Raw genomic sequence first — 26636 nt, 5'->3', positions numbered from 1 at the left:
ACGACGTTCCCGCCATGACCGCTTCCGCTTCCCGCCCCCTGCTCGGCTGCATCGCCGACGATTTCACCGGCGCGACCGATCTCGCGAACATGCTCGTCAAGAGCGGCATGCGTACCGTGCAGACGATCGGCGTGCCCGCCGGCGGCACCGCAATCGATGCCGACGCGATCGTCGTCGCGCTGAAGTCGCGCACGATTCCCGCCGCCGACGCCGTCGCGCAATCGCTTGCCGCCTACGAATGGTTGCGCGCGCAAGGGTGCCGCCAGTTCTTCTTCAAGTACTGTTCGACGTTCGATTCGACCGACGCGGGCAACATCGGGCCGGTGGCCGACGCGCTGCTCGATGCGGCCGGCGGCGACTTCACGATTGCGTGCCCGGCGTTCCCGGAGAACGGCCGCACGATCTATCGCGGCCACCTGTTCGTCGGCGACGTGCTGCTGAACGAATCGGGAATGGAGAACCACCCGCTCACGCCGATGAAGGACGCGAACCTCGTGCGCGTGCTGCAGCGGCAGACGAAGTCGCAAGTCGGCCTGATCCGCTACGACACGATCGCGCTGGGTGCGGCCGCCGTGCGCGAGCGGATCGAGCAGCTGCGCGCGGAAGGCGCGCGCTTCGCGATCGCGGACGCGCTGTCGGATCACGACCTCTACGTGCTCGGCGAAGCGTGCGCGGGCCTGCCGCTCGTCACCGGCGGCTCGGGCGTCGCGCTCGGCCTGCCCGCGAATTTCCGCCGCGTGGACCAACTGCCCGAGCGCGACAACGCAGCCTCGCTGCCGCAGATCGACGGATCGTCGGCGGTGCTCGCCGGCAGCGCGTCGAAGGCGACCAACGCACAGGTCGCCGCGTGGCGCGAAAGCCGGCCGAGCTTCCGGATCGATCCGCTCGCGGCCTCGCGCGGCGAACCCGTCGTCGACGCGGCACTCGCGTTCGCACGCTCGCACCTGCCGCAGCCCGTGCTGATCTACGCGACCGCGACGCCCGACGAAGTGAAGGCCGTCCAGCACGCGCTCGGCGTCGAAGCGGCCGGCCATCTCGTCGAAAGCACGCTCGCGGCGATCGCCCGCGGCCTGCGCGACCTCGGCGTGCGCAAGTTCGTCGTGGCCGGCGGCGAGACGTCCGGCGCGGTCGTGCAGGCGCTCGACGTGAAATCGCTGCAGATCGGCGCGCAGATCGATCCGGGCGTGCCGGCGACGGCCACCATCGACGCGCAGCCGCTCGGCCTCGCGCTGAAGTCCGGCAACTTCGGCACGGTGGACTTTTTCGACAAGGCGCTGCGCGCACTCGACGGAGCCGCATGATGAGTCACGAAGCGACACTGCGCGAAGAGATCTGCGTCGTCGGCGCGAGCCTGTATGCGCGCGGCCACGCGGTCGGCAGCGCCGGCAACATCAGCGCGCGCCTGGACGACGGCTGGTTGATCACGCCGACCGACGCGTGCCTCGGCCGCCTCGACCCGAACGACATCGCGAAGGTCGGCCTCGACGGCCAGCCGGTATCGGGCGGCAGGCCGTCGAAGACGCTTGCGCTTCATCGCGGGATCTACGCGCGCAACGCGCAAGCGCACGGCATCGTCCATACGCATTCGACGCACCTCGTCGCGCTGACGCTCGCGGGCGTGTGGCGCGACACCGACGTGCTGCCGCCGCTCACGCCGTACTACGTGATGAAGGTCGGCCACATTCCGCTGATCCGCTATCGCCGCCCCGGCGACCCGGCCGTCGCGGCCGAAGTCGCGGCGCTCGCCGACCAGGTGCGCGGCGTGCTGCTCGACCGCCTCGGCCCGGTGATGTGGGGTTCGTCGGTGTCGCACGCATCGTATGCGCTCGAGGAACTCGAGGAAACCGCGCGGCTGTGGCTGATGACGGACCCGAAGCCCGAGCCGCTGTCCGACGCCGCGCTCGACGAACTGCGCCAGGCCTTCGGCGCGCGCTGGTAACGCAACGCGTCGCGTATACGAATCACACAGGACTCCGTAGCGATTCCCATGCCCGCCGTGTGCGCGGGCCCTTCCGTCAGCACACACACACGATCCGGCGGCCTACGCGCCGCCGGCACACGACATATCTGGAGACGACGATGACTGCTCTCGACGCGGCCGCAAGCCGCTCGCCCGCCGCGCCCGCCCAATCGGCCGAGCTCGACCGCACCTACAGGAAAGTGTTCTGGCGCATCGTGCCATTCCTGATGCTCTGCTACGTGGTCGCGTATCTCGACCGCGTGAACGTCGGCTTCGCGAAGCTGCAGATGTCGCAGGACCTCGCGTTCAGCGAAACCGTGTTCGGCCTCGGCGCCGGCATCTTCTTCCTCGGCTACTTCCTGTTCGAGCTGCCGAGCAACCTGCTGATGCACCGCATCGGCGCACGCATCTGGATCGCGCGGATCATGATCACGTGGGGCCTGCTGTCGGCGGTGTTCGCGTTCGTGAAGACGCCGACGCAGTTCTACGTGCTGCGCTTCCTGCTCGGCCTCGCGGAAGCCGGCTTCTATCCGGGCGTGATCCTCTACCTCACGTACTGGTTCCCGTCGCATCGGCGCGCGAAGATCATCGCGGTGTTCATGTCCGCGATTCCGGTGTCGGGCATCTTCGGCAACCCGCTGTCCGGCTGGATCATGGAGCGCTTCCACGGCGGCTCGGGCTTTCACGGCTGGCAATGGATGTTCGTGATCGAAGCCGTGCCGGCGCTGCTCGTCGGTATCGCGACGATCCTGTATCTCGACAACGGCATCCGCAGCGCGAAGTGGCTCGACGCGCGCGAGAAGCAGCTGCTCGAGGACGAAATCGCCGCGCAGCCGCAGGAACAGCAGCAGCACGGCCATTCGCTGAAGGCCGTGTTCGCCGACCCGCGCATGTGGTGGATGTCGCTGATCTACTTCGCGTTCGTCACCGGCCAGTACGGCCTCACGTTCTGGATGCCGACCCTCGTGAAATCGACCGGCATCACCGATACGCTCCAGATCGGCCTGCTGTCGGCGATCCCGTTCGTCGTCGCGATCGTCGTGATGAACCTGTTCGGCCACAGCGCGGACAAGCGCCGCGAACGCCGCTGGCACCTGATCGTGCCGGCGCTGATGGGCGCGGTCGGGTTTGCGGTCGCCGCGTCGTACTCGCACAATACGGCGGTGTCGATCGTGTTCCTGTCGCTCGCGGCGGGCGGCGTACTGACCTGCGCACCGCTGTTCTGGTCGCTGCCGACCGCGTTCCTCGCCGGCTCCGCCGCGGCCGCCGGGATCGCGATCATCAACTCGGTCGGCAACCTCGCCGGGTTCGCGAGCCCGTACGTGATCGGCTACCTGAAGGACGTCACGCACAGCACGTCGTCCGGCATGTACGTGCTGGCCGGCATGCTCGTGATCGGCGCGATCGCCGTGTGGCTCACGCCCGCGAAACTCGTGAACCGCTGACCCTTCATTCGACGCGGGGCGCCGGGCGCCCCGCCCCATTCATTCACCGGACCGCTGCCATGCCCCGCTTCGCCGCCAACCTCTCGATGATGTACACCGAGCACGCGTTCCTCGAACGCTTCGCCGCTGCCTCGCACGACGGCTTCAAGGCCGTCGAGTACCTGTTCCCGTACGACTTCGCCGCCGAGGACATCCGCGCGCGCCTCGACGCGCACGACCTCGAGCAGGCGCTGTTCAACGCGCCGCCCGGCGACTGGGCCGCCGGCGAACGCGGGATCGCATCGCTGCCGGGCCGCGAGGACGAGTTCCGGCGCGGCATCGACCAGGCGCTCGATTATGCGCGCGTGCTCGGCAACAAGAAGCTGCACGTGATGGCCGGGATGGTCGCGCCGGGCGCCGATCGCGCGCGCCATCGCGACACCTACGTGGCGAACCTGCGGCATGCGGCGCAGGCGGCTGCCGCGCACGGCATCACGATCCTGATCGAGCCGATCAACCAGCGCGACATGCCCGGCTATTTCCTGAGCCGCCAGGACGATGCGCACGACATCCGCGCGGAAGTCGGCGCGCCGAACCTGAAGGTGCAGTTCGACTGCTATCACTGCCAGATCGTCGAGGGCGACCTCGCGATGAAGCTCAAGCGCGATTTCGCGGGCATCGGCCACATCCAGATCGCCGGCGTGCCCGAGCGTCACGAGCCGGACATCGGCGAACTCAATTACCCGTATCTGTTCGCGCTGATCGACGCGCTGGGCTACGACGGCTGGATCGGCTGCGAGTATCGCCCGAAGGCCGGCACGTCCGAGGGCCTCGGCTGGCTCAGGCCGTACCTGTAATTTCCGTATTCCTCAGAGGGCAAAGAACATGAAAGTACTGATCACCGGCGGCGCCGGCTTTCTCGGCCAGCGTCTCGCGCGCAAGCTGCTCGAACGCGGCGAGCTGACCGGCCCCGACGGCCGGAGCAGCAGGATCGACGAGCTGGTGCTGCTCGACGTCGTCGAGGGCAGCGATTTCGGCGACGCGCGCGTGACGTCGATCGTCGGCGACATCGCCGATCGCGCGGTGCTCGAAAGCGCGATCGACACGCAGACGGGCGCGATCTTCCACCTCGCGGCGATCGTCAGCGGGCAGGCCGAAGCCGATTTCGATCTCGGCATGCGGATCAACCTCGACGCGTCGCGCACGCTGCTCGAAGTGTGCCGCGCGCGCGGCCATCGTCCGCGCGTCGTGTTCACGAGCTCGGTGGCCGTCTACGGCGGCGTGCTGCCCGACGTCGTGCGGGACGATACCGCGCTGAATCCGCAATCGTCGTATGGTGCGGAAAAGGCGATCGCCGAGCTGCTGCTCTGCGACTACGCGCGCCGCGGCTTCGTCGACGGCCGCGTGCTGCGGCTGCCGACCATCAGCGTGCGGCCGGGGCGCCCGAACGCGGCTGCATCGTCGTTCGCGAGCGGCATCATCCGCGAGCCGCTGAACGGCGAGGAAAGCGTGTGCCCGGTGCCGGGGTCGACGCGGCTGTGGCTGCTGTCGCCGCGCGGCGCGATCGACGCGCTCGTCGCCGGTTGCGAGCTCGACAGCGAGAAACTCGGCAACAAGCGCGTGATCAACCTGCCCGGCCTGTCGGTGTCGGTCGACGAAATGATCGCGGCGCTGCGCGAAGTCGCGGGCGACGAGGTCGTGAAGCTGATCCGCCATGCACCGGACGAACGCGTCGAGAAGATCGTCGGCAGCTGGCCGGGCCGCTGGGACACGACGCGCGCGGAAGCGCTCGGGCTGAAAGGCGACACGTCGTTCGCGGACGTCATCCGCAGCCATCTCGCCGACGAACGGCGTTGACGGCCGCGCCGCCCGGCAGGCAAGCAGCCGCCCCGGCGTCGCCGCTGCCCGCCCGGCAGGCCGGCAACGCCCGGCCGCATCAGCGCGGCCCGGCGGACTCCCCGACGTGTATCGATGCGCGCTTCGCGCCGGATGGCGAGCGCGCCGCGCCGGCCGCATGCTGCCACGCCAGCAATCCGGGCAGATAGAACAGCAGATCGCGCACTCGTCGCGCGCCGGCGAGCGCCAGACAGGTCGGCGCGTCGAACCCGAGCAGCCCGCCGATCAGCACGAACCCGCCCTCCTGCACGCCCAGCCCGCCCGGCATCAGGAACGCGATGCTGCTCAGCAGCTGGATCAGCGCTTCGATCGCGAGCGCCTGCGCGAACGTCGGATCGGCGCCGAGAAAACGCAGCGCGAGCCAGATTTCCAGCGCATAGCCGGCGAACTGCAGCGTCTGCCAGATCACCAGATAGCGGACGACGATACCCGTCTTGCGCCAGATCACAAGGATCGACTGATCGGTGCGTGCCGATTCGCCGACCAGCGCCACCACCTTGCCGCTCGTGACGCGGTTGACCACGCGCATCGCGCGCTCGAACGGCCGCGCGTGCTGAACCAGTGCGAACAGCAGCAGCACCGGCACCAGCGCCGCCATGCCGATGGCGAGGCGCGCGGCAACCTGCGCGGCATCGGACGATACGTGTTCGAGCACGTAGCCGATCGCGACCAGCGCGAACACGAGCTGGCTGATCAACGTCAGCTGCATGTCGGCGACGAGGCTCGCCACGGCGGTCGCCGGGCGTACGCCCGCCTGCCGCAGCAGGCCGAACGACACGATCTCGCCGCCGATTCGCGCGACCGGCAACAATCCGTTGATCGATTCGCGGATCCACACGAGCTTGAGCATCGTCGCGAACGACGGCCGGCGCGGGCCGCGGATCAGCATCCGCCAGTCCCACGCATTCGCAAGCATCGGCAGGATGTGGGCCAGCGCGGCGACCAGCAACCCGGCGCCGGCGATCCTCAGCCGGTGCAGGATCTCCAGCGGATGCTCGCGCCAGACCAGCCACACCGCGAGCACCAGCCCGGCCAGCGCCGCCGCGCGCCCCGCTTGCCGCAGGCGCGCGTCGCAACGCTCGGACCGCCGGTCCGCGCCTTCGAGGTCGGCATGCGTGTCGTGCGTCATGATTTCCCCGCGGGCGACAGCAAGCCCTCGCGGTCGACGCGAAAGCGCGTGCCGCGCCAGACGACGTGCGACGAGAAGAAACTCGACACGAACACCACGAACTGCAGGAAATCGACGAACGGCAACCAGAGCGCGCCGCGCAGACCCGCGCCGGTGGCGCGGCTCGTCTTCAACATCAGCAGCGCCCGCGCGACGAGCGCCGCGAACGCCAGCCCCCAGGCGGCGAGCGTGCCGCCGGAAAACAGCACGGCCAGCATCGCCAGCGGCAACGGGTGCATCAGCACCGACCCGGCGTGACCGAGCCGGTCCGCCGCGCGGATCGTGCAACTCCAGCGCAATTCGTGCGCGTACAGCGTGGCGAACGTCTCTTCGACACAGGCGTGCCCGACGACCAACGGCGGGACGACGACCTGCGCGCCGACCTGCCGCACTGCTTCGCCGAGCGCGTGATCCTCGGCCAGGTGATGCGCGAAACGCGCGAGCCCGCCGATGCGTTCGAGCGTCGCGCGCGTGATCGCAATCGTCTGGCCAAAGCACGGACGGGCGCGCCCGATGAAAAGCCCCGTGATGACGCCCGGCAGGAAATGGTAGTTCGTCATCGCGACGGCGACACCAGGCCAGAAGCCCGGCGACGCGATGCCGCGATACACGCTCGTCACGATGCCGACTTCCGGCTGCTGCAGCGCGCCGACGACGGCACGCAGATAATCGCGCTCGACCAGCACGTCGCTGTCGGCAAGACACAGCACTGAATGTTCCGCGTGTTCGAGCATGTTGACGAGGTTCGCGATCTTGCGGTTCGGCCCGTACAGTCGCGCGTCGGCGACGACCTTGATGTTCGCGTCCGGATGGCGCCTGCGCAACGTTTCGACGGCCGCGAGCGCCGCGTCGCCCGCATCGTGCACGCCGAACAGATGCTGTACCGGCCCCGGATAATCCTGCACGAAGAAGCTTTCGAGATGCTGTACGAGATTCCATTCGTCGCCGTGCAGCGGCTTCGCGACGGTCACGCCCGGATAATCGCACGGCACCGCCCGCGCGCGGGAAAAGAACCGGCCGACCAGCACGCTGGCCGTGACCGTGTAGGCAATGCCGAGCAACACGCCCAGTCCGCAGGCGATCGACATCGCGCCGGCCAGCGCGTGCAGCAGATGCAACAGGATCATGCTTCTCCCCAGTGGTGACCCAATGACCGCGACGCCCCGGCCGGCACGCGCGAACGCGCGCTCGCCCGGACACGCCGCCGTGTCGATTCCCGTTGAGCCGGATATCAAGGACGACCAACCGACGGTACGCGCAATCAGATGACACGACTACCGTGCGGCGATCGATTCCGGTCACGCGCGCACAGCCGCGAACGTCCGCGGCCCTGAACGCCGCGTGGGCCACCTTACGGGCCGACAGGATCGCGGTCGCGATGACGGTCCGGATGCGGAATGTCATCGCCGTGAAAGACGCTTCGGGTACGCTCGGCGCAAACAGTCCGGCTGGCACGACACACTCCCTGGTGGCGCTCGTAACCGACGATCCGGCGCACAAGCAGCCCGGCAGCGGGTCCGTGCTGTCGATCATCCGGCGCATCGCGCGATGGTTCGGCGGCCGCGTGCGGTTCGGGCCCGGCATCGGCGGATACGGCACCGGCGTCGCGATCGTGTTGCCGTCGGCCGACGCCGCCCGGGTCGAGAGCGCGCATGCGTCACGGGGCGAATCCGATGCGCGGCCGCACGCTTAACGTTTTGTTAAGGATTCGGCCGTAGAATCCTCCGGAAGATACGGTCCCCACCCGCTTGCCAGGAGCTTTCATGTCTACCTCCGCCCGATACGATGCAGTCGCACGCCTTCTCCACTGGCTGATCGTGGCGCTCGTCGTCGCGCAGTATGCAATCGGCTGGACGATGCCCGACGTGCATCGCGATACGCAACCGGTCGGCTTGATCGCCGCGCACCTGATCGTGGGCACCGCGCTGCTCGCCGCGATGGCTTGCCGCGTACTCTGGCGCGTGACGCATCGTCCGCCCGCCGACCAGCTGTCGCCCGCGATGCGCGCCGTGTCCGGCGCGACGCACTTCGGGCTCTATGCGCTGCTGATCGCGGTGCCGTTGCTCGGCTGGATCAATGCGTCGTCGCGTGCCTGGGCCGTGACGCTGCTCGGCATCGTGCCGCTGCCTGCGCTGTCGGCGGCCGGATCGGGATTCGGGCATGCGATGGGCGACGTGCACGGCATCCTCGCGTGGGTGCTGTTCGGCGGCATCTGCCTTCACGTCGCGGCCGCGGTCGCGCATCGTTTCATCCTGCGCGACCAGGTCATGCAGCGGATGATGCCCTGGTAATCCCGCCGCCGGCATCCTTGCGCGCCATCGCGGACAGCAGTCCGCCGATCGCGGATCGCATCTCGCCCGCATCGCCGCTCATCCCGCGATCCACCTGCGCGCCCAACGGAATCGGGCAACGAGACGGTCTCGGCGCCGCGCGAAGCGGCGCGCGATCGACGGCCTGGCCGTCCGTGCCGTTCGACCGGGCCGCGTGCCGCGAACGGCATGCGTATCGCCGCACCGCGAACACGACGGCCTGAAGACACACACGTACATGTCGGCTCCTAGTTGCCGGCCTGCGCCGGCATGACGGAGGCCGGCGCAGGCGCGGCAGCCGAAGCCGAAGCCGAAGCCGCCATCCTCGCGCGATCCTGCTCGGCGAGCTTCGCCTGCGCGGCCTGAATGTCCGCCGGATATTCGCCGTCGTCCCCCTTCGACGGATCGTACCCGGCCGCTTCCAGACGAATCAGCTCCTCGCGAACCTGGGCACGCGTGAGCGGCGCATTCGATTGCGCGAATGCGGACTGACCGGAGATTGCGCCGATCATCATCAGTAGTGCGATATAAGTTTTCATCATCAACTCCTTCAATGTTGCGTGCCGATCAACCTTCGTGAATGTCGAACCCGCCGCGGCGGTCCGCTGCGTCAGCTTCCGAAATACGGCGTGCAAAAGCTCTCGGGGCCGACGCATGCGGCCGGGCGCGGACGGGTCGGTTGCGCCGCCGGCCTGCCCGCATCGGACGTCCCCGCCGGATCGCCGCCGACCGCGGTTTCGGCCTGATGCCGAGGAAGTTGCCCGGCCTGCTGCTGGAACAGCGGACTTACGTCCGGATACGACGTATCGGTCACGAAGCGCAGCCCGTTGGTTTCGGCGTCGATCAGTTGCTGCCTGACCTGCGCGCGCGTCAGTGCCTGTGCCGACGCAGGCGTCGCGACACTCGCGACGGACATCGCCGCCACCGTGGCGGCCACCAGCCAATGCGTATTCATGCTCCACTCCTTCGGAAGTCAACGAAACGAGGTGCTACACCCGTATGACGACGCGGGGCATACGTTTATTCCCGGAATGCCGGAGCGCTCGCACCGGACCTTCACCGATCTGTCATTCTTTCGTCAGCCGGCGTAACCTGACGTAACGCAGGCCCCACCGCACGTGGGGCAGACTGACGACACCTTGTGGATCGCCCCTCGATCATGTCCGTCGCTTACGACTATGCAGCCGGCCTGCTTCGCACGCTGTACGATCGCCATCTCGACGGCGGCGCCGTGCTCGATACGGCCGCGTTTCCCGACGCCGAGCGATTCGTTCGTGCGTGGCCGGCCATTCGCGCGGAAGCGCTGGCCGTCGCGCGCGACCTGCCGCGCATCCCGCGCTTCCACGAGATCATGCGCGAGCAGCACGACATCTCGGCCAACGATGCGCGCGACTGGCGGATGTTCATCATGCAGGCTTACGGCCAGCCGTTCCCGCGCAACCTGTCGCGCTGCCCGACCGTCGAATCGATCGTCGCGGCGTCGCCGGACGTGCTGTCCGCGTCGCTGTCGTTCCTCGCGCCCGGCAAGCACATCCCGCCGCATCGCGGGCCGTTCCGCGGCATCCTGCGCGGTTATCTGGTGCTGTCGATGCCGAAGCGCGCGGATGGTACGCCGGCCGCCGTGCTGAAGGTCGACGGCCGCGACTACCGGCTCGACGAAGGCTGCTTCCTGCTGTGGGACGACACCTTCGTGCACGAAGTGTGGAACGACAGCGACGAAGTGCGGATCGTGCTGCTGCTCGATATCCGCCGGCGCGGCATGCCGCGCTTGCTGATGTGGCTGTCGAATGCGGTGATCGGCGTCGTGCGGCTCGGGATCAGGGTGCGGGGGCGGTCGATTCCGGTTTAGCAACCCGCCCGGCGCACGCGCCTTGCGGTCAATCCTCGCGCGCAAGCCGCGTCAGCACCTCCGTGAGCGCTTGAATCGCGGGTTGAGCGGCGCGCTGCACCGGGTACACGAGGTAGTAGCCCAGACCGTTGCGCACCACCTCCGGAAACGGCGCGACCAGCGCGCCGGCTTCCAGCCGATCCGCCGCCATGCGCGGATCGCCGATCGCGACGCCGTGCCCGTCCGACGCGGCCGTCAATGTCAGCTCGAGCGTATCGAACACGAGCCCGGTGCCCGGGTCGACCTGCGTTGCGCCGACGGCGTCCAGCCAGCATCGCCATTCGTCGCGATTGCTGGCGGGATGCAGCAGTGTCGCGTGCGCGAGATCGGCGATCGACTTCAGCACCGCGCCCGCCTCGCGCGTACACATCGGCGTGAGGCACTCGTCGAACAGCGGCACGGCCACCATGCCCGCCCAGCTTCCGCTGCCGCGCACGACGATCGCATCGAAACCGGCGTCGGTGAAATCCGGCGTGTCGTCCGCCGACGTGTGAATGCGCAACTCCGTGCGCGGCAACGCATGATTGAGCGCCGACAGCCGCGGCAGCAGCCAGCGAATCGCGAACGTGGAGGGCAAGCGCAATGTGAGAGTCGACGCGGCATGCGCATGCGCGCGCGCGTGTTGCGCCAGTTGCGAGAGTACGTCGACGGCCACCGTCAGCAGCGCGCCGCCTTCCGCGGTCAACGTCAATCCCGACGCATGACGGACGAACAACGCACACCGGTAATGCGCTTCGAGTTGCTGCACCTGACGGCTCACCGCACCCTGGGTCCGGCACAGATGCTCGGCCGCGCGGTTGAAGCTGCCGAGTTCGGCGGCGGCGACGAACGCCTGGAATGCCGTCAGCGGCGGCAGCGCACGGGTGAGATCCGCGAGCGGATATGCGCGGGCGGCATACCCGGGTTGCGGATTATTCGTTTGTTCGGTCATCGCTGCATCGCTATCGTGGTTGAACCGGTTCGCGACGGCTGTCGTGGCTGGCTCGTCAACAATCAGCGGAGAAATACCATGGTCTCGTCGTCCGACGCACTATACACGCGGCAGGTCGATACCTACCTCAAAGCGCTCGAGAGCGGCAACGTCGCCGCGATCTGCGCATTGTTCACGCCGGATGCGCAGATATTTTCGCCGTTCCTCGGCTGGATGTCGCCACTGCCCTTCTTCGAAAAAGTCGCGGCGGCCTCCGGACAAAGCCGGATCACGCCGATCGACATCTGCGTCAGCGCCACGGGCGCACGTCGGGCCACCGGCTATTTCGTCTACGACTGGGGACTGAAGGACGGCACCGCGGTGCAATTCGAGTGTGTCGACGTCTTCGAATTCGACGACGACGCGCGCATCGAGCGCATGATCATCGTCTACGACACCTATCAGATCCGCAGCACGGTCGGCGACAAGTACGCATAGCGCATCGACGGGGATCAGGCACCACGGCCGTTGCGCGGCGCAGCAACGTCGCCGCGCCGCCGGCCGTACGGCAATGTCGCTGCCGGCCCGATCGATCGCCTACACTACAGACCGTCCCCCCGCACGGCTCCTGCCAGCCACCGCCATGGCACACCTCTTCTTCGCGGCGTCGATCCAGCGCCATATCGACACGCCCGAGCGCGACATCGACGCACGGACGCTCGGCGAAGCGCTTGAAACCGTCTTCGGTGAACAGCCGCGGCTGCGCGGCTATATCGTCGACGACCAGGGCGCGCTGCGAAAGCACCTGTCGGTGTTCATCGACGGCCAGCCGGTACGCGACCGGCAACATCTGTCCGATCCGCTCGGCAACGGCAGCCGCGTGTACGTCGTGCAGGCGCTGTCCGGCGGATAAAGGGACGCATCGCCATCCAAACGAGCGCGCGGCCGCGCCCACAGGAGACATCCGACATGAACGATCGACTGCTCGTCGCGACCCGCAAGGGCCTGTTCGTGCTGCACGCCGACGGCAACGGCGGCTGGGCGCTCGGCGAGCCGCACTTCGTCGGCGAACCGGTCAGCATGGCACTGGCCGACCCGCGCGACGGCACGCTGTACGCGGCGCTCAATCTCGGCCATTTCGGGGTCAAGCTGCACCGCAGGCGTGCCGGTGCCGCCGCATGGGAAGAATGTGCGGTCCCCGTCTATCCGCCGCAGCCCGCCGATGAACTGCGCGCCGACGTCAGCGCCCATGCCGGCACCGGCGACGCGCACGACGAAGCGCCCACCCCGCCCCGCCCGCCGTGGACGCTTCAGCAGATCTGGTCGCTCGAAACCGGCGGCGCGGACGAACCGGGCGTATTGTGGGCCGGCACGATACCGGGCGGCCTCTTCCGCTCCGATGACGGCGGCGATTCGTGGGCGCTCAACCGCCCGCTGTGGGATCGCCCGGAGCGCCCCGAGTGGTTCGGTGGCGGCTACGATGCGCCGGGCATCCATTCGGTGATGGTCGATCCGCGCGACAGCCGGCACGTGACGATCGGCATCTCGTGCGGCGGCGTCTGGCAGACCTTCGACGGCGGCGCGACCTGGCGCGTCAGCGCCGACGGCATGGAGGCCGACTACATGCCGCCCGAGCGGCGCGGCGAACCCAACGTGCAGGACCCGCATCGCGTCGTCCAGTGCGCGGCCAACCCCGATGTGCTGTGGACCCAGCATCACTGCGCGATCTTCCGCTCGACCGACGGTGCCGCGCACTGGCAGCGGATCGAAGCGCAGCCATCGAGCTTCGGCTTCGCGGTCGCCGTGCATCCGGCAGACCCCGACACTGCGTGGTTCGTCCCCGCCGTGAAGGATGCGTGCCGGATTCCGGTGAACGGCCGCTTCGTCGTCACGCGCACGCGCGACGGCGGCCGCAGCTTCGAGAGCCTGTCGAACGGGTTGCCGCCTGCGCCGGCCTACGATCTCGTCTATCGGCACGGGCTCGCGGTGGACGACTCCGGCACGCGTCTCGCGATGGCGTCGACGACGGGCGGGTTATGGACCTCCGCGGACGGCGGCGAAAACTGGCGGCAGGTCTCCGCGCATTTGCCACCGGTGTATTGCGTGCGCTTCGGATAACGAACGACTCACACGCAGCGCGTGCCGACGGCAAGCGCCCGCCCGTTGCTTTACGTCGGCGGCGCGATCCGCGCGACCGCGTCGCGCGTCTGCACGATTTCCGCTTCAAGCCAGTCGAGAAACCGCCGGACCCGCGGCTCGCGCTCTCGCCCGGGCCGGCACAGCGCGACGAAACGCGCGCCGGCGAGCCGCACCGATGCATCGATCGGCGTCAGCGCGTCGCGTTCGACGTGCTCGGCGGCCAGCACCGAACTGAGCAGCCCGACACCCTGCCCATGCAGCACGGCCTGCAGCGCGTAATGCTCGTCGTCGTAATGGCGGAACACCGCGCGCTCGAGCCATGCTTCGCGACCGGCCGCACGGCACCACGATGCCCAGTCGACCGACACGGGAAGCGGCGTATCCCAGGTGGTCTCGATCAGCTCGATACGCTCGTTCGCGCGCCCGACGTCGAGGCCGCGCGCCGCATACGCGCCGAAATACTCGTCGATCAGCGCGATCTCGTGCAGCGCGGGAAATGTGCGCGACGTCGCGCGGATCGCGAGATCGACCCGCGCGTCGCGTTCGAGATCGACGAGCGCGTTGCCGGTTTCCACCTTGATGTGCAACTGCGGATCGACGCGCCGGAACCGGCCGAGCCGCGGAATCAGCCACATCGCGGCGAACGCGGGCGTGGTGGTCAGCACCAGCGTGCGCGTATCGGCCGCCGCGGGCCGCAGCGCATCGAGCCCGCGGCTCATGCCGAGCAGCGCGTCGTGACACGCGCGAAACAGTTGCCCGCCCTCGTCCGTCAACCGCACGCCGCTCGCGCCACGCTCGAACAGCAGCACGCCGAGCCGGCTTTCGAGCGACTTGATCTGATGCGACACGGCCGCCGGCGTCACGGAAAGTTCGTCGGCGGCCGCCTTGAACGTGCCGAGCCGCGCGCACGACTCGAATACACGCAATGCAGTCAGGGGAATTTTCGAGAACACGAGGCCTCGCGGGCCGGATCCGGCCAGGTTGAATTCGATTCAATCCGCGTGAGATTAGGTGAATTGAGGCGCGCGCGCAACGCGGGTAGCCTTCCGGGACGTCGCGGCACGGCGGCCGCGGCACGCAGTAGCGGCCAACCCACCGCCCAACCATCGACGCACCAGCAACCGTCGAACCGGAGAACCAACGTGCAAGGCCTACCGCGCAGGATCACGCAGGCGGTGCTCTACGAAGCGATCGCCATTTCCTGCATCTCGCCCGCGATCGCGGCGCTCTTCAAGCAGGGTCTGGTCTATTCGGGCGCGCTGTCCGCGACGATGTCGGCGATCGCGCTGCTGTGGAACATGATCTTCAACGCGCTGTTCGAGCGCTGGGAAGCGTCGCGCCGGCAGCCCGCGCGCACGCTCGCGCGACGGATCCTGCATGCGACCGGCTTCGAGGGCGGGCTCATCTTCATCCTCGTGCCGGTCGTATCGTGGTGGCTCGACATCTCGTGGTTCGACGCGTTCGTCGTCGACATCGGGCTGTTCGCGTTCTTCTTCTGCTACGCGTTCGTGTTCCAGTGGGCGTTCGATCGCGTGTTCGATGTGCCGGCGGCGACGAAGGAATCGTGACGAGGTGTTCGCGGGCCGGCTTCGCGCCGATCGACGCGCAGCCCGAAAGCAACGCGGCCCGCCCGCACGATACGGGAGGGCCGCGTTTCATCACGCCGGCGCGCCGCCTTCGGCGAGCGCGTCGGTCACGTCGACGCTCAATGCACGCCGAGATACGCCTTCACCGCCGGCAGGCCCGGCTTGCCGTCGAGCGTCGTCACGCCGGCCAGCCACTTGTCGAGCGCCTGCGGATTCGCCTTCAGCCACTCGGCGGCGGCCTTGTTCGGGTCTTCCTTGTTCATGATCGGCAACATCACGTGGTTCTCGATCGACGTCGTGAACTGCAGGTTCGACACGAACTTCGCGACGTTCGGGCAACGCTGCGCGTAGTCCGGCGGCGTGGCCGTCAGCACCTTCGCCTCGCCGTAGTTCGGGCCGAACACGTCGTCGCCGCCGCTCAGGTAGTCGATCTTCATCTGCACGTTCATCGGATGCGGTTCCCAGCCGAGGAACACGATCCACTGCTTGTCGCGGATCGCGCGGTTCACCTCGACCAGCATCCCGGCCTCGCTCGACTCGACCATCTTGAACTTGCCGAGGCCGAACTGGTTGCCGTCGATCATCTTCTTGATCAGCAGGTTGCCGTCGTTGCCCGGTTCGATCCCGTAGATCTTGCCGTTGAGCTTGTCGGCGTACTTCTGGATGTCGGCGAACGACTTCAGGCCGCCCTGGTACACGTAGTCGGGCACCGCGAGCGTGTATTTCGCGCCGGTCAGGTTGGGCGTGGCGAGCACCTTGATCGTGCCGGCCTTCGTGAACGGCTGGATGATCGGGTCCATCGTCGGCGACCAGTAGCCGAGGAACACGTCGATCTGCTTGCTCTTGATGCCCGCGAACGTGATCGGCACCGACGCGATCGTCTTGGTCGGCGCGTAGCCGAGCCCCTGCAGCATCGTCGCTGCAAGACCGGTGGTGGCAGCGATGTCGGTCCAGCCGACGTCCGCGAAGCGCACGTTCTTGCATACGGGCGGGTCGGCCGCATAAACCGCCGACATCGGCGCGGCCATCCCGATCCCGCATACCGCTGCGATCAATTGGCGCTTCATCTGTCTTCTCCTCAAAGTGACGTCGTTTTTCATGGGGGCGGGATCGATGGTTGAAGCCGCGCGCCGCGATCCCGGCGGCGTCGCGGACCGAATGGTTCGCGCGGGTTGCGTCAGCGCCCCGGCAACCGTCGCTCGTAGCTCGGCGCGTGACCGAACTGCGCGCGATACGCCTTGCTGAAGTGACACGGCGAATGGAATCCGCACGTCGTCGTCACGCGCGCGATCGACGCATCCGTAGTGCGCAGCAGGTCGCGCGCGCGTTTCAGCCGAAGCGTGAGGTAATAGTGAGTGGGCGACACGTTCAGGTACACCTTGAACATCCGCTGCAGGTGACGCTGCGACAGCCGCACGAGCCGCGCGAGTTCCTCGAGCGACAGCGGCTCCTCGATGTTCGCTTCCATCAGCCGCACCACTTCGATCAGTTCCGCGCGCGAGAAGCCGACGCGCGCATCGACGGGGATCGGCTGCGTATCGGTCGAGCTGCGGATGCGTTCGAGGATGAACTGCTCGGACACCTGCGCGGCGAGCTGCTGGCCGAAACGCATGCCGACGAGATTCAGCATCAGGTCGAGCGGCGCGGTGCCGCCGGTGCAGGTGAGCCGGTCGCGATCGACGACGAACAGCTCGTCGGCGAACCCCACCTGCGGAAACTCCGCATGCAGCGCGGACAGGTTCTCCCAGTGCACGGTGCAGCGATAGCCGTCGAGCAGGCCGCCCGACATCAGCGCATACGCGCCGGTGCAGATGCCGCCCAGCGGCAGCCCGCGTTCGGCGAGCGCCGCGAGCGTGTCGCGCGCGCCGTCGTCGACCACCTCGCGGATGTGAATCCCGCCGCACACGATCATCACGTCGGGCAGGTTCGTGTAGTCGAGCGCCTGGGTCGGCCGCACCGCGATGCCGTTGCTGGCCCGCACGGGGGCACCGTCGAGCGAATAGATCGACCACTGGTAGTGATCGGCACGCCCGACGTAGTTCGCCATCCGAAGCACTTCGACCGCGCTCGAGAACGCGATCATCGAGAAGTGCGGCAGCGTCAGGAAGCCGAAATGGGCAAGGGACGAAACCGGTGAAACGCGAGCGGCGGGCACGGCGGCAGCGGCGGCGGACGTCACATCGAGCTCCTGGCGAACGGTTGAGCAGGTTGCACGCAGCCAGCCCCGTGGCAAACGCCACGGAAGCCGGTATCGAATCGGAAGAGGCGGCCGGAAGTCGAACCGGCCGCCGGTTGCTTACGCTTGCGCGGGCGCGGCCTTCGCGCGGAACAGCTGCTTCAGGCCCGAGAACAGCGGTGCTTTCGCGGTGCCCGGCGCGCGGCCGAAGCTCTCGGTGATGCGGTCGAGAATGATCGCGAGCAGCACGACCGACAGACCGCTTTCGAAGCCGAGGCCGATGTCGAGGCGCTGGATACTTGCGAGCACGTCGTTGCCGAGGCCACCCGCGCCGACCATCGACGCGATGATCACCATCGACAGCGCCATCATGATGGTCTGGTTCACGCCCTGCATGATCGACGGCAGCGCGTTCGGGAACTGCACCTTGTACAGCAGCTGCCACGGCGTGCAGCCGAATGCCTGGCCGGCTTCGACGATCTCGCGGTTCACGTGACGGATGCCGAGGCTCGTCAGGCGCACGGCCGGCGGCATCGCGAAGATCACCGTCGACAGGATCCCCGGCACGCGGCCGAGACCGAACAGCATCGCGGCAGGAATCAGGTAGACGAACGCGGGCATCGTCTGCATCAGGTCGAGGATCGGACGCACGATCGCGGCGACCCACTTGCTCTTCGCGGCCCAGATGCCGAGCGGAATGCCGAGCACGAGGCTGATGATCGTCGACGACAGCGTGAGGCCGAGCGTGATGACCGTCTGATCCCAGAAGCCCGTCGCGAAGATCAGCAGCAGCGACGCGGTGGTGAACAGCGCGAAGCGCCAGCCCACGCGCCACAAGCCGACGCCGATGAAGATCGCCATCATCAGCCACATCGGGATCGCCTGCAGGCTGTGCTCGACGAAGGCGGCGAGCCCCTCGATCGCGCGGCCGATCGCATCGAACGTCGCCGCGTCATGATCGAGCAGGTAGTGAACGGACTGGTCGACCCAGGTACCGAGCGGAATCATTTCAGACATGGGAGCCTCGCGAACGCGTGATGGCCTTCAGGATAAGAGCGCGGTCGACCGAGCCGCAGTAGCAGCCGTCGTCGTCGACGACGGGCAGTGCATTCGGGCTCGCGACGACGCGCGCGACGACATGTTCGAGCGACGCATCGCGCCGGATGCTTTCGATCGGCCGCACCGACGGCGTGTCCTGACCGATCGCCTCGCGCGTGACGAAGCCGCGGATCTTGCGTGCGGCGTCGAGCACGAACGCATATTCGGCACTGCCGTTCAGCGTCGCCGCGACGTTCGCGGCGTCGCACTTCGACATGGTCGGCACGGCCCCCGTCTGCATCAGGTCGCCCGCCGTCAGATAGCGGCTCGTGTCGATGCCGTCGAAGAACGCGCGCACGTAGTCGTCGGCCGGGTTCGCGATGATGTCCTGCGGCGTGCCGACCTGCACGAGCCGGCCGCCTTCCATGATCGCGATGCGGTTGCCGATGCGCAGCGCCTCTTCCAGATCGTGCGACACGAACATGATCGTGCGGCGCTGTTCCTTCTGCAGTTGCAGCAGCACGTCCTGCATTTCGCGGCGCTTGAGCGGATCGAGCGCGGAGAACGCCTCGTCCATGATCATCAGCGACGGGTTCACGGCCAGCGCGCGGGCCAGGCCGACGCGCTGCTGCATGCCGCCCGACAGCTCGGACGGCAGCTTGTGCGCGAACGGTGCGAGGCCGACCTGCTCGAGCACCTCCATCGCACGGCGTTCGCGTTCCTTCTTGCCGACGCCCGCGACCTCGAGGCCGAACGCGGCATTCGACACCACGGTGCGATGCGGCATCAGCGCGAACGACTGGAACACCATGCTCATGTCCTTGCGGCGCAGCGCGGTCAGCGCCGAGCGGCGTGCCGACGCGACGTCGAGCCCGTCGATCAGCACCTTGCCGGCGCTCGGATCGACCAGCCGGTTCACGAGGCGGATCAGCGTGGATTTGCCGGAGCCGGACAGGCCCATCAGCACGAATATTTCGCCTTCCTGCACGTCGAACGAAACGTTGTGCACACCGACGACCTGACCGGTACGCTTGAGCACATCGTCTTTCGTTGCGCCGGCGGCGAGCATGTCGAGCGCCTGCTGCGGGTTGCTTCCAAATACCTTGCACAGACCTTCGACTACGACCTTGGGGGCATCCATCGAAACCTTCTCCTCGTGTAGCGGGGACTCACGCGTGTGACTCAACGTGCCTACATAGTTGCCAGAAAAAACCCCGACCTGCCGACGAATTACGACAAACGCTTGCGCAAATACGACACACCCCGCAGGCCCGCCCGGCGGGGCGCGGCGCTCGGCGGCCCCCGATTGCGGCGACGCAATACGCGCACAGCCAGCACCGGCGGGCATCGCGGGCGTGACTTGTGCGCAGCAGCGCGACGCGCGAGCGGCGGCGTTTTACGACAACCCGCAAAAACCGCGCGTCGCTTTACGACAATTCCACGTCCGATCGGACCGTTCGCCTGCCCGGCGCCGGCAAAAAGAATGGTCGTACGAAAACGGGCGCCGCGAACGCGCGGCAGCCATGCTTCGCGGCCCGCCCGCAACCCAGAAAATCCCCCATGGCCATTGTGATACATTCCGGCAAACACGCCGATCGCGACGTCGCCGCGCGCCTTGCGCATGGCGCTGCGCCGGCAGTCCGCGCACGCCGGTTCGCCTGCCGGCCATACGGAAACAGCCTCGATCGCGCCGCGCGACGATCGAAGGACGATAACGAAATGAGAGAGGGAGCAAGGCGATGAATTGGGCTTTTGCCGCAATCGGTTTCATCGTGGGCGGTATCGCCGCATTGTTCGGGGATTTCTCCGCCGCCAACGGCGCGCTGCTCGGTGCGGCGGCCGGGTTCTGCATCGGCTACGCGCTGCAGCAACGCAAGCACACGCACGGCGGTACGCCCCCCGACGCGTTCGCGATTTCCGCGACGCCGCAACCCGCTCCCGTGCCGCTCGCCGATCGCGTCGCGCGCCTCGAAGCGACGGTCGACGCGCTCACGCGCGAGCTCGACGTGCTGCGCGGCCAGCTCGCCGGCGCGAAGGCCGGTGCCGCAGCGACCGGCAGCGCCGCGCAGGTGCCGTCGACGCCTCCCTCCGCCATCACGCCTGCGCCCGCCGCGATCCCGCCTCGACCATCCGTGCAGCCTGCGGTCGCGAGCGCCGGCGTGCCGTCGTCGACGTCCGCGCCCGCGCCCGCGCCGGCAGTCGCCACGCGGACGAGCGCCGCACCTGCTGCCGCCGGCGCACCGACGAGTGCGCCCGCAACGACCACGCCGCCCGCCCCACCCGCCCCGCCCGAACCCCGCGAACCCGGTATCGCCGAACGCGCGCTCCGCGCGGCGCGCGACTGGCTGCTCGGCGGCAACACGGTCGTGCGCGTCGGCATCATCGTGCTGTTCTTCGGCGTCGCATTCCTGCTCAAGTACGCGGCCGACAACGACATGCTGCCGATCGAATTCCGCCTGGCCGGCACGGCGCTCGCCGCGGCCGCGCTGCTCGCGATCGGCTGGCGCGTGCGTGCGCGCCGCGCGGCGTACGGTCTCGTGCTGCAGGGTGGCGGCATCGGCATCCTGTACCTGACGATCTTCGCCGCGACCAAGCTCTACGCGCTGCTGCCGGTCGGCGCGGCGTTCCCGCTGATGGTCGCGGTGTGCGCGCTGAGCGCGTTCCTCGCGGTGAAGCAGAACGCGCTGCCGCTCGCGTTCATGGGCAGCGCGGGCGGCTTTCTCGCGCCGGTGCTGCTGTCGACCGGCCACGGCAGCCATGTCGCGCTGTTCAGCTACTACGCACTGCTGAACGCAGGCATCTTCGCGATCGCGTGGTTCAAGGCCTGGCGTCCGCTGAACCTGCTCGGCTTCGTGTTCACGTTCACGATCGGCTCGGCGTGGGGCGTGACGGCGTACCGCCCCGCGCTGTTCGCGACCACCGAGCCGTTCCTGATCCTGTTCTTCCTGATGTATGTCGGCATCGCGCTGCTGTACGCGGTGAAACGCGAACTGGCGCTGCGTCACTATGTCGACGGCACGCTCGTGTTCGGCACGCCGATCGTCGCGACCGCGCTGCAGGCGTCGCTCGTGAAGGACATGCCGTTCGGGCTCGCATGGAGCGCGGTCGCGCTGTCGGCGTTCTATGTCGCGATCGCCGCCTGGCTCGCGCGGCGCCGCGATCGTCTCGCGCTGCTGTTCGAAGCGATGCTCGCGCTCGCGGTGATCTTCGCGACGCTCGCGGTGCCGCTCGCGTTCTCGGGCCCGACGACCAGTGCCGCGTGGGCGATCGAAGGCGCGGCGATCGTGTGGGTCGGCGTGCGCGAGAAACGCCTTGCGCCGTTCGGCTTCGGCCTGCTGATGCAGATCGCCGCGGCCGGCGCATTCTTCACGAGCCTGCTCGGCCCGGCCGACACGAACGCGCTGCCGGTGCTCAACAGCGCATACATCGCGATGCTGCTGATCGCGCTCGCCGGGCTGTTCACGGGCTGGTGGCTGCACGGACGCGACGAAGCGCGCGCGTGGCACGCGTGGATGCCGGACGTCGGCGCGGCCGCCGCGGCGTGGGGGCTGTTGTGGTGGCTGAGCGGCGGACTGCACGAGATCCTCGTCTACGCGGGCCGTCACGTCGACCTGCATGCGGACCGGTTCGTCGTCGACGCGACCGCGCTGTTCGCCGCCGGCACCGCGTGGCTCGCGCACGTCGCGCGCCGCAAGCTCGCGTGGCCGATCGCCGAATGGCCGGCACTCGCGCTGACGCCGGTGCTCGCGCTCCTCGCGTTGCGCGCGTTCGATTCGCACGAGGCGCCGCTGTCGGGCATGGGCGCCTTCGCGTGGCCGATCGCCGTCATCGCATGCTATGCGCTGCTGCTGCGGCAGTCGCGCGGCACGGCGGCAGCCGGTCCGGCGGCGAGCGCGGCGGGCGCGGCGGGCGCGGCGGGCACGTTGGCCGTGGCGGCCATCCCCGTTCCCGTGATCGCGCCGTTGCACACGCTGATGTTCTGGACGTTGTGCGGGCTGTTCTCGCTCGAGGGCTTCTGGCGCCTGCGCGCGTTCGTCCCCGAAGGCGCGTGGAGCTGGAGCGCGTGGGCCTACGGCTTCGGCGCGCTGCTTCTGCTGGTGTCGGGCCCCGGCTCGCGCCTGCGCTGGCCGGTCGCCGCGTTCCCGCGCGCGTATCAGGTATGGGGGGCTGCGCCGCTCGCCGCGCTGCTGTGGCTGTGGAGCATCGCCAGCGTGACGAGCGACGGCGATGCGTCGCCGCTGTTCTGGCTGCCGCTGCTCAATCCGCTCGACGTCGCGCAACTGCTGATCTTCGTCGCGTTCGCCACCTGGCTGCGCCGCCTGAAGACGCTCGGGGTCACCTGGCATCCGCTGGCGGCCGACCTCGCCGCGCTCGCGACCGTGTTCCTGTGGTTCAACGCGCTGCTGCTGCGCACGCTGCATCAGCGTTTCCACCTGGCCTACGACATCGACGCCGTGCTGTCCTCGTTCGGCATCCAGCAGGTGTTCATGGTCGGCTGGAGCCTGTTCGCGTTCGCCGGCATGTGGCTGACGCGCCGCAACGGCATCGCGCGCGTGTGCGCGCTGGCGTCGCTGCCGCTGATCGTCGTGATGTGGGCCTGGACCTTCTACGCGAACTTCACGCAGGACGGCGGCAGCTGGGCGCGCATTCCTCTGCTCAATCCGCTCGACCTCGTGCTGGTGGTGGTCTATGCGCTCGCCGCGTCGTGGTTCGTGCGTGCGCGCACGCTCGGCTGGCCGTTCGGCAACTATCGCGTCGAACTGCTCGGCGCGGCCGGCGCAACGGCCTTCCTGTGGCTGAACGCGATCCTGCTGCGCACGCTGCATCACTGGACCGGCGTGCCGTACGCATTCGACGCGATGGCGGAATCGACGCTCGTGCAGGCGTCGGTCTCCGTGTACTGGACGCTCTGCGCGCTCGCGACGATGATCGGGGCCACGCGCCGCGGCTTGCGTCCGCTGTGGTTCGTCGGCGCCGCACTCCTCGCGCTCACGGTGATCAAGCTGTTCCTGTTCGACCTGTCGCACGTCACCGGCATCGAACGCATCGTGTCGTTCATCGGCATCGGCATCCTGCTGCTGTTGATCGGCTATTTCTCGCCGCTGCCGCCGAAGGCCGCGGCCCAACCGGGCGACACCCAACCATGAAACGACTCGCAGCCCTGCTCGGCCTGAGCCTGCTGACGTCGTTCGCGACGGCCGACGGCGCCCCCGGCGCGGAACGCGTCGCGCGGCGCTTCTCGCTCGATCTCGACGGCAGCGCCGCGTATTACCAGCTCACCGTGCCGCAGGCCGTCTATGCGGCCAGCCGGCGCGACGATCTCGGCGACGTGCGCGTGTTCAACGGCGCCGGCGAGCCCGTGCCGTATTCGCTCGATGCGCCTGCGGCGGCCGCCGTGCCGCCGGCGCGCACGCCGGTGCACTGGTTCCCGCTGCCACCCGCGCGCGCCGACGACGGTCAGGCGCCGCTCGGCGTGTCGGTCGCGCCGGACGGCTCGCTGCGCGCGGCCGTCACCGCACCGGCTCGCGCGAAACATGCGGCAGATCTCGTCGACCTGTCGCATGCGGACGGCGAGGTCGACGCGCTGCTCGTGCATGTGAGCGACGACAGCTACCAGGGCCGTGTCGCCGTCGAAGCCAGCGACGACCTGCGCAGCTGGCGCTCGCTCGGCAGCACGCAACTGCTGAAGGTCGGCCGCGGCGGCGACCTGCTGGTGCAGGAACGCATCGCGCTCGAGGGCGCGGGGCCGCGCTACCTGCGGCTCGACTGGCTCGACGGCGCGCCCGCGATCGGATCGATCGAGATCGAAACGCAACCGCACGATGCGCGCACGGCGGACTCCGCTGCCGTGCCGCGTCAATGGCGCGAAGCCGTACACGTGCGGGCCGGCGGCGCGCCCGGCGAGTATCTGTTCGATACCGATGGCGCCTATCCGGTCGACCGCGTGCGCATCGACCTGCCGCAACCGAATACGGTTGCGCGCGCAACGCTGCAGAGTCGCCCCGACGCGCAGGCGCCGTGGCGCGAGGTCGCCAATGCCGTGCTGTTCCGGCTGCAGGGCAAGGGCGGCGAACAGCGCAACCCGCCGCTGGCGTTTGCATCGAATCCCGATCGCGCGTGGCGAATCATCGTCGACATGCGCAACGGCGGGCTCGGCGGCGGCCAGCCGGCCGTCGCGGTCGGCTGGCATCCGGCCGCCCTGACCTTCGTCGCGCGCGGCATGCCGCCGTTCACGCTCGGTGTCGGCAATGCGTCGCTGCCGTCGTCGGCCGTGAGCCGCGATGCGCTGCTGGTCGGAATGGCGCCGGAGGTACGGCCCGCGCGCGTCGGTGCGGCGCTGCCGGCCTCGGCGGTCCCGCCCGGGCCGGCAGCCGATACGGATGCGGCCCGCCGTTACGTGCTGTGGGGTGCGCTGGTCGTCGCGGTCGGCGTGCTCGGCACGATCGCATGGCGCCTCGCACGCGGCGGCGGCGACACGCCTGCTCGCGACGAGTAGGACCACGCCACCACGCCGGCACACCGGCACGCCGAATCAGGCCGGTGCCGCTCGCACCGTTCGCGCAGTTCCCACCGTTCACACCGTTCGCGCCGCGACGCGGCCGTGCGGACGCGGACGCCACGGTGACGAGCGGCAGCTGGCCGCGCCGGCCGCCCCCATCGCCGGCGAGCGCGTACCGCGACGCGCACGCCAGTCGGCCCGGATCGCCGCGATCGCGCGAAGCGCCCATGATTGCGCCATCACGACAGGCCGCACGCCCCGCCGCGATGCCGGCGGCATGCGACGCGCGACGCATGCGACGGGACGCCTGCACAGGATCGCGCTGTCATAGCGCTTGCCGGCGAAGCGCACGATATCGACGACGTCGAAACCCTGGGCCCGGTAGAACGCCAGCAGATGCGACGCGGGATGCGGCGTATCGAGCGCGAGCAGCGAATAACCGCGCAACGCGGCCCACTGCCCGGCAAACGCGAGCAGCGTCGCACCGATCCCGCCGCCTTGCCAGCCGGGATCGACGGCCACCTGGCGCACGCTCGCGACGCCGTCGCGACGGTACAGCGAACACGGCGACGCCGGATCGGTGGCGTAGAGCGTCATCGTGCCGACGACGCGACCACCAGACACCGCGACATGACATTCACCCGCTTCCGCGCGGCGACGCGTGACCTCCTCGGCCTGGTCGACACACGTACAGTTGAGCCCCATCGCGCCGAGTCGCGCGAACGCACGATGCAGCAGCGCGGTGAGCTGCGTGTAGCTGTCGACTGCCGGATCGAAGCGCCGCACGATGACCCGGTCGGCGCGCACGGCAGGCGGCGCGGCGGGTGAACGTTCGGCGATCGTGTTCCGGGATATCGACATGGCAGCGCTCCGTGGTCAGGATGACCGAAGTCTAGGAGCGCGCCGCGAGGCGTCGCAAGAAAAAATGTCGTAAAAAAGACGAGAATTCGAAGCGAGGCGATGGCGCGACGGTGTGCATTTTCATGCGTCCGACGCCTTCGGTCACGTGGTCGAACACACCGATCGTTGTGCCTGCAAGCAATGCGTGACGCACACTGCGTCGCCGACCCCATGCCGCGCGATTCCGGACTTGCGATGCCCCGCGCGAGCGCCCCGCATCGTCGTTGACACACCCGGCGACGCGCTCCAGACTCGCTGATCCTCCACCGCACCGCGAGCGCACATGGTCACCTGCTTCCTTCGCTACGTCATCGATCCGTACAAACTCGAGCAGTTCGAAACCTACGGCAAGATGTGGATTCCGCTCGTCGAGCAATTCGGCGGCACGCACCACGGCTACTTCCTGCCTTCCGAGGGCGCGAGCAACATCGCGCTCGCGATGTTCTCGTTCCCGAGTCTCGCCGAGTACGAGCGCTATCGCGAACGCTCGAAGGCCGATCCCGCGTGCCAGGCCGCGTTCCGGTATGCAGAGGAAACACGCTGCATCGTCAGCTACGAGCGCAGCTTCTTCCGGCCGGTGTTCGAGTAACCCCGCGCATCGCGCCCCCTTTCCGGCGCCGGACGAAAAAACGCCCCGCCTGCATCCGCGCGGCGGGGCCAACCCATGTCAGTAGAGACATTCATGGAGGAGACGGGCCCATCTTATCGAGCGCGGCTCGCCGTCCCAACCAAGCATTTCTGCT

At 68.6% G+C, this 26636-nt stretch carries 25 protein-coding genes and 1 pseudogene; 15 read left to right on the top strand and 11 right to left on the bottom strand.

Annotated features, from left to right (window positions below; genetic code table 11):
- Positions 1-14 precede the first annotated feature (14 nt).
- The 5 genes from otnK (at position 15) to denD (ending at position 5241) form a co-directional block, all read left to right on the top strand.
- Positions 15-1301, top strand: a complete 1287-nt coding sequence (gene otnK / locus DIE12_RS07980; RefSeq protein WP_124521416.1) for a 3-oxo-tetronate kinase — start codon at positions 15-17, stop codon at positions 1299-1301.
- Positions 1301-1939, top strand: coding sequence for an aldolase (locus tag DIE12_RS07975; RefSeq protein ID WP_124485393.1), 639 nt, complete (start codon positions 1301-1303; stop codon positions 1937-1939). The genes otnK and DIE12_RS07975 overlap by 1 nt, the downstream gene beginning before the upstream one ends.
- Positions 1940-2079: 140 nt before the next feature.
- Positions 2080-3405, top strand: coding sequence for an MFS transporter (locus DIE12_RS07970; protein WP_044844420.1), 1326 nt, complete (start codon positions 2080-2082; stop codon positions 3403-3405).
- Between the two features lie 59 nt (positions 3406-3464).
- A complete protein-coding gene (otnI, locus tag DIE12_RS07965) occupies positions 3465-4241 on the top strand; it encodes a 2-oxo-tetronate isomerase (protein WP_124521414.1) in 777 nt (258 codons plus the stop codon).
- A 28-nt stretch (positions 4242-4269) separates the two neighbouring features.
- Positions 4270-5241, top strand: a complete 972-nt coding sequence (denD, locus tag DIE12_RS07960) for a D-erythronate dehydrogenase (protein WP_124521412.1) — start codon at positions 4270-4272, stop codon at positions 5239-5241.
- Between the two features lie 79 nt (positions 5242-5320).
- Here the strand turns inward: denD and DIE12_RS07955 are convergent, their stop codons facing one another.
- Together DIE12_RS07955 and hpnI are read right to left on the bottom strand one after the other, a co-directional pair.
- On the bottom strand, positions 5321-6409 hold the full coding sequence (locus tag DIE12_RS07955) for a lysylphosphatidylglycerol synthase domain-containing protein (RefSeq protein ID WP_124521410.1): 1089 nt from the start codon (positions 6407-6409) through the stop codon (positions 5321-5323).
- Entirely contained in the window at positions 6406-7575 is a 1170-nt protein-coding gene (gene hpnI / locus DIE12_RS07950; protein WP_124521408.1) for a bacteriohopanetetrol glucosamine biosynthesis glycosyltransferase HpnI, read from the bottom strand. The genes DIE12_RS07955 and hpnI overlap by 4 nt, the downstream gene beginning before the upstream one ends.
- Positions 7576-7826: 251 nt before the next feature.
- On the opposite strand from hpnI, the gene DIE12_RS07945 reads away from it, so the two are divergent.
- Together DIE12_RS07945 and DIE12_RS07940 are read left to right on the top strand one after the other, a co-directional pair.
- Positions 7827-8141 (top strand): hypothetical protein, encoded by a 315-nt coding sequence (locus DIE12_RS07945; protein ID WP_124521406.1) that lies wholly within the window; start codon positions 7827-7829, stop codon positions 8139-8141.
- Between the two features lie 70 nt (positions 8142-8211).
- Complete coding sequence (locus tag DIE12_RS07940) at positions 8212-8739, top strand: cytochrome b (protein ID WP_124521404.1); 528 nt, start codon at positions 8212-8214, stop codon at positions 8737-8739.
- A 266-nt stretch (positions 8740-9005) separates the two neighbouring features.
- Here DIE12_RS07940 and DIE12_RS07935 read toward each other — a convergent pair whose 3' ends face one another.
- Both DIE12_RS07935 and DIE12_RS07930 read right to left on the bottom strand, forming a co-directional pair.
- On the bottom strand, positions 9006-9296 hold the full coding sequence (locus DIE12_RS07935; protein ID WP_124521560.1) for a DUF4148 domain-containing protein: 291 nt from the start codon (positions 9294-9296) through the stop codon (positions 9006-9008).
- A gap of 71 nt (positions 9297-9367) precedes the next feature.
- Positions 9368-9712, bottom strand: a complete 345-nt coding sequence (locus DIE12_RS07930) for a DUF4148 domain-containing protein (protein ID WP_044844429.1) — start codon at positions 9710-9712, stop codon at positions 9368-9370.
- A 204-nt stretch (positions 9713-9916) separates the two neighbouring features.
- Between DIE12_RS07930 and DIE12_RS07925 the strand changes: the two genes are divergently transcribed.
- Complete coding sequence (locus DIE12_RS07925; RefSeq protein WP_044844430.1) at positions 9917-10606, top strand: aspartyl/asparaginyl beta-hydroxylase domain-containing protein; 690 nt, start codon at positions 9917-9919, stop codon at positions 10604-10606.
- Positions 10607-10634: 28 nt separating this feature from the next.
- On the opposite strand, the gene DIE12_RS07920 is transcribed toward DIE12_RS07925, so the two are convergent.
- Positions 10635-11576 carry a LysR substrate-binding domain-containing protein gene (locus tag DIE12_RS07920; protein WP_124521402.1) on the bottom strand — a complete coding sequence of 314 codons (942 nt, stop codon included), beginning with the start codon at positions 11574-11576 and terminating at the stop codon, positions 10635-10637.
- 78 nt (positions 11577-11654) lie between these two features.
- Between DIE12_RS07920 and DIE12_RS07915 the strand changes: the two genes are divergently transcribed.
- The 3 genes from DIE12_RS07915 to DIE12_RS07905 all read left to right on the top strand — a co-directional run bounded on the left by DIE12_RS07915 (position 11655) and on the right by DIE12_RS07905 (position 13673).
- Positions 11655-12053 carry a nuclear transport factor 2 family protein gene (locus DIE12_RS07915; protein ID WP_124521558.1) on the top strand — a complete coding sequence of 133 codons (399 nt, stop codon included), beginning with the start codon at positions 11655-11657 and terminating at the stop codon, positions 12051-12053.
- A gap of 145 nt (positions 12054-12198) precedes the next feature.
- Positions 12199-12468, top strand: coding sequence for a MoaD/ThiS family protein (locus DIE12_RS07910; protein WP_044844433.1), 270 nt, complete (start codon positions 12199-12201; stop codon positions 12466-12468).
- Positions 12469-12524: 56 nt separating this feature from the next.
- Positions 12525-13673, top strand: coding sequence for an exo-alpha-sialidase (locus DIE12_RS07905; RefSeq protein ID WP_124521400.1), 1149 nt, complete (start codon positions 12525-12527; stop codon positions 13671-13673).
- A gap of 50 nt (positions 13674-13723) precedes the next feature.
- Here the strand turns inward: DIE12_RS07905 and DIE12_RS07900 are convergent, their stop codons facing one another.
- Entirely contained in the window at positions 13724-14647 is a 924-nt protein-coding gene (locus DIE12_RS07900) for a LysR substrate-binding domain-containing protein (RefSeq protein ID WP_124521398.1), read from the bottom strand.
- Between the two features lie 189 nt (positions 14648-14836).
- On the opposite strand from DIE12_RS07900, the gene DIE12_RS07895 reads away from it, so the two are divergent.
- A complete protein-coding gene (locus DIE12_RS07895) occupies positions 14837-15262 on the top strand; it encodes a PACE efflux transporter (protein WP_124485095.1) in 426 nt (141 codons plus the stop codon).
- Between the two features lie 137 nt (positions 15263-15399).
- Here DIE12_RS07895 and DIE12_RS07890 read toward each other — a convergent pair whose 3' ends face one another.
- The 4 genes and pseudogenes from DIE12_RS07890 to DIE12_RS07875 form a co-directional block, all read right to left on the bottom strand.
- A complete protein-coding gene (locus tag DIE12_RS07890; protein WP_124521396.1) occupies positions 15400-16347 on the bottom strand; it encodes a choline ABC transporter substrate-binding protein in 948 nt (315 codons plus the stop codon).
- A gap of 110 nt (positions 16348-16457) precedes the next feature.
- A complete protein-coding gene (locus DIE12_RS07885) occupies positions 16458-17459 on the bottom strand; it encodes a GlxA family transcriptional regulator (protein WP_044844438.1) in 1002 nt (333 codons plus the stop codon).
- A gap of 117 nt (positions 17460-17576) precedes the next feature.
- A complete protein-coding gene (gene choW / locus DIE12_RS07880) occupies positions 17577-18473 on the bottom strand; it encodes a choline ABC transporter permease subunit (protein ID WP_044844439.1) in 897 nt (298 codons plus the stop codon).
- Positions 18466-19877 (bottom strand): annotated as a pseudogene (locus tag DIE12_RS07875) (glycine betaine/L-proline ABC transporter ATP-binding protein); the annotation flags it as partial. The pseudogene DIE12_RS07875 and the gene choW, both read right to left, overlap by 8 nt.
- 356 nt (positions 19878-20233) lie before the next feature.
- Between DIE12_RS07875 and DIE12_RS07865 the strand changes: the two are divergent.
- Entirely contained in the window at positions 20234-23641 is a 3408-nt protein-coding gene (locus DIE12_RS07865) for a DUF2339 domain-containing protein (protein WP_124521394.1), read from the top strand.
- Positions 23638-24990 carry a DUF3999 domain-containing protein gene (locus DIE12_RS07860; RefSeq protein ID WP_124521392.1) on the top strand — a complete coding sequence of 451 codons (1353 nt, stop codon included), beginning with the start codon at positions 23638-23640 and terminating at the stop codon, positions 24988-24990. The genes DIE12_RS07865 and DIE12_RS07860 overlap by 4 nt, the downstream gene beginning before the upstream one ends.
- Positions 24991-25068: 78 nt before the next feature.
- Here the strand turns inward: DIE12_RS07860 and DIE12_RS07855 are convergent, their stop codons facing one another.
- Positions 25069-25854, bottom strand: a complete 786-nt coding sequence (locus DIE12_RS07855) for a GNAT family N-acetyltransferase (RefSeq protein ID WP_124521390.1) — start codon at positions 25852-25854, stop codon at positions 25069-25071.
- 322 nt (positions 25855-26176) lie between these two features.
- On the opposite strand from DIE12_RS07855, the gene DIE12_RS07850 reads away from it, so the two are divergent.
- On the top strand, positions 26177-26482 hold the full coding sequence (locus DIE12_RS07850; RefSeq protein WP_124485090.1) for an NIPSNAP family protein: 306 nt from the start codon (positions 26177-26179) through the stop codon (positions 26480-26482).
- Positions 26483-26636: the final 154 nt, after the last annotated feature.

The sequence above is a fragment of the Burkholderia sp. Bp9015 genome (genome assembly GCF_003853505.1).
In the GTDB taxonomy this organism is placed as follows: domain Bacteria; phylum Pseudomonadota; class Gammaproteobacteria; order Burkholderiales; family Burkholderiaceae; genus Burkholderia.
Note: the sequence above shows the minus strand (reverse complement) of the source record. Positions and strands in the feature narration are given on the sequence as shown.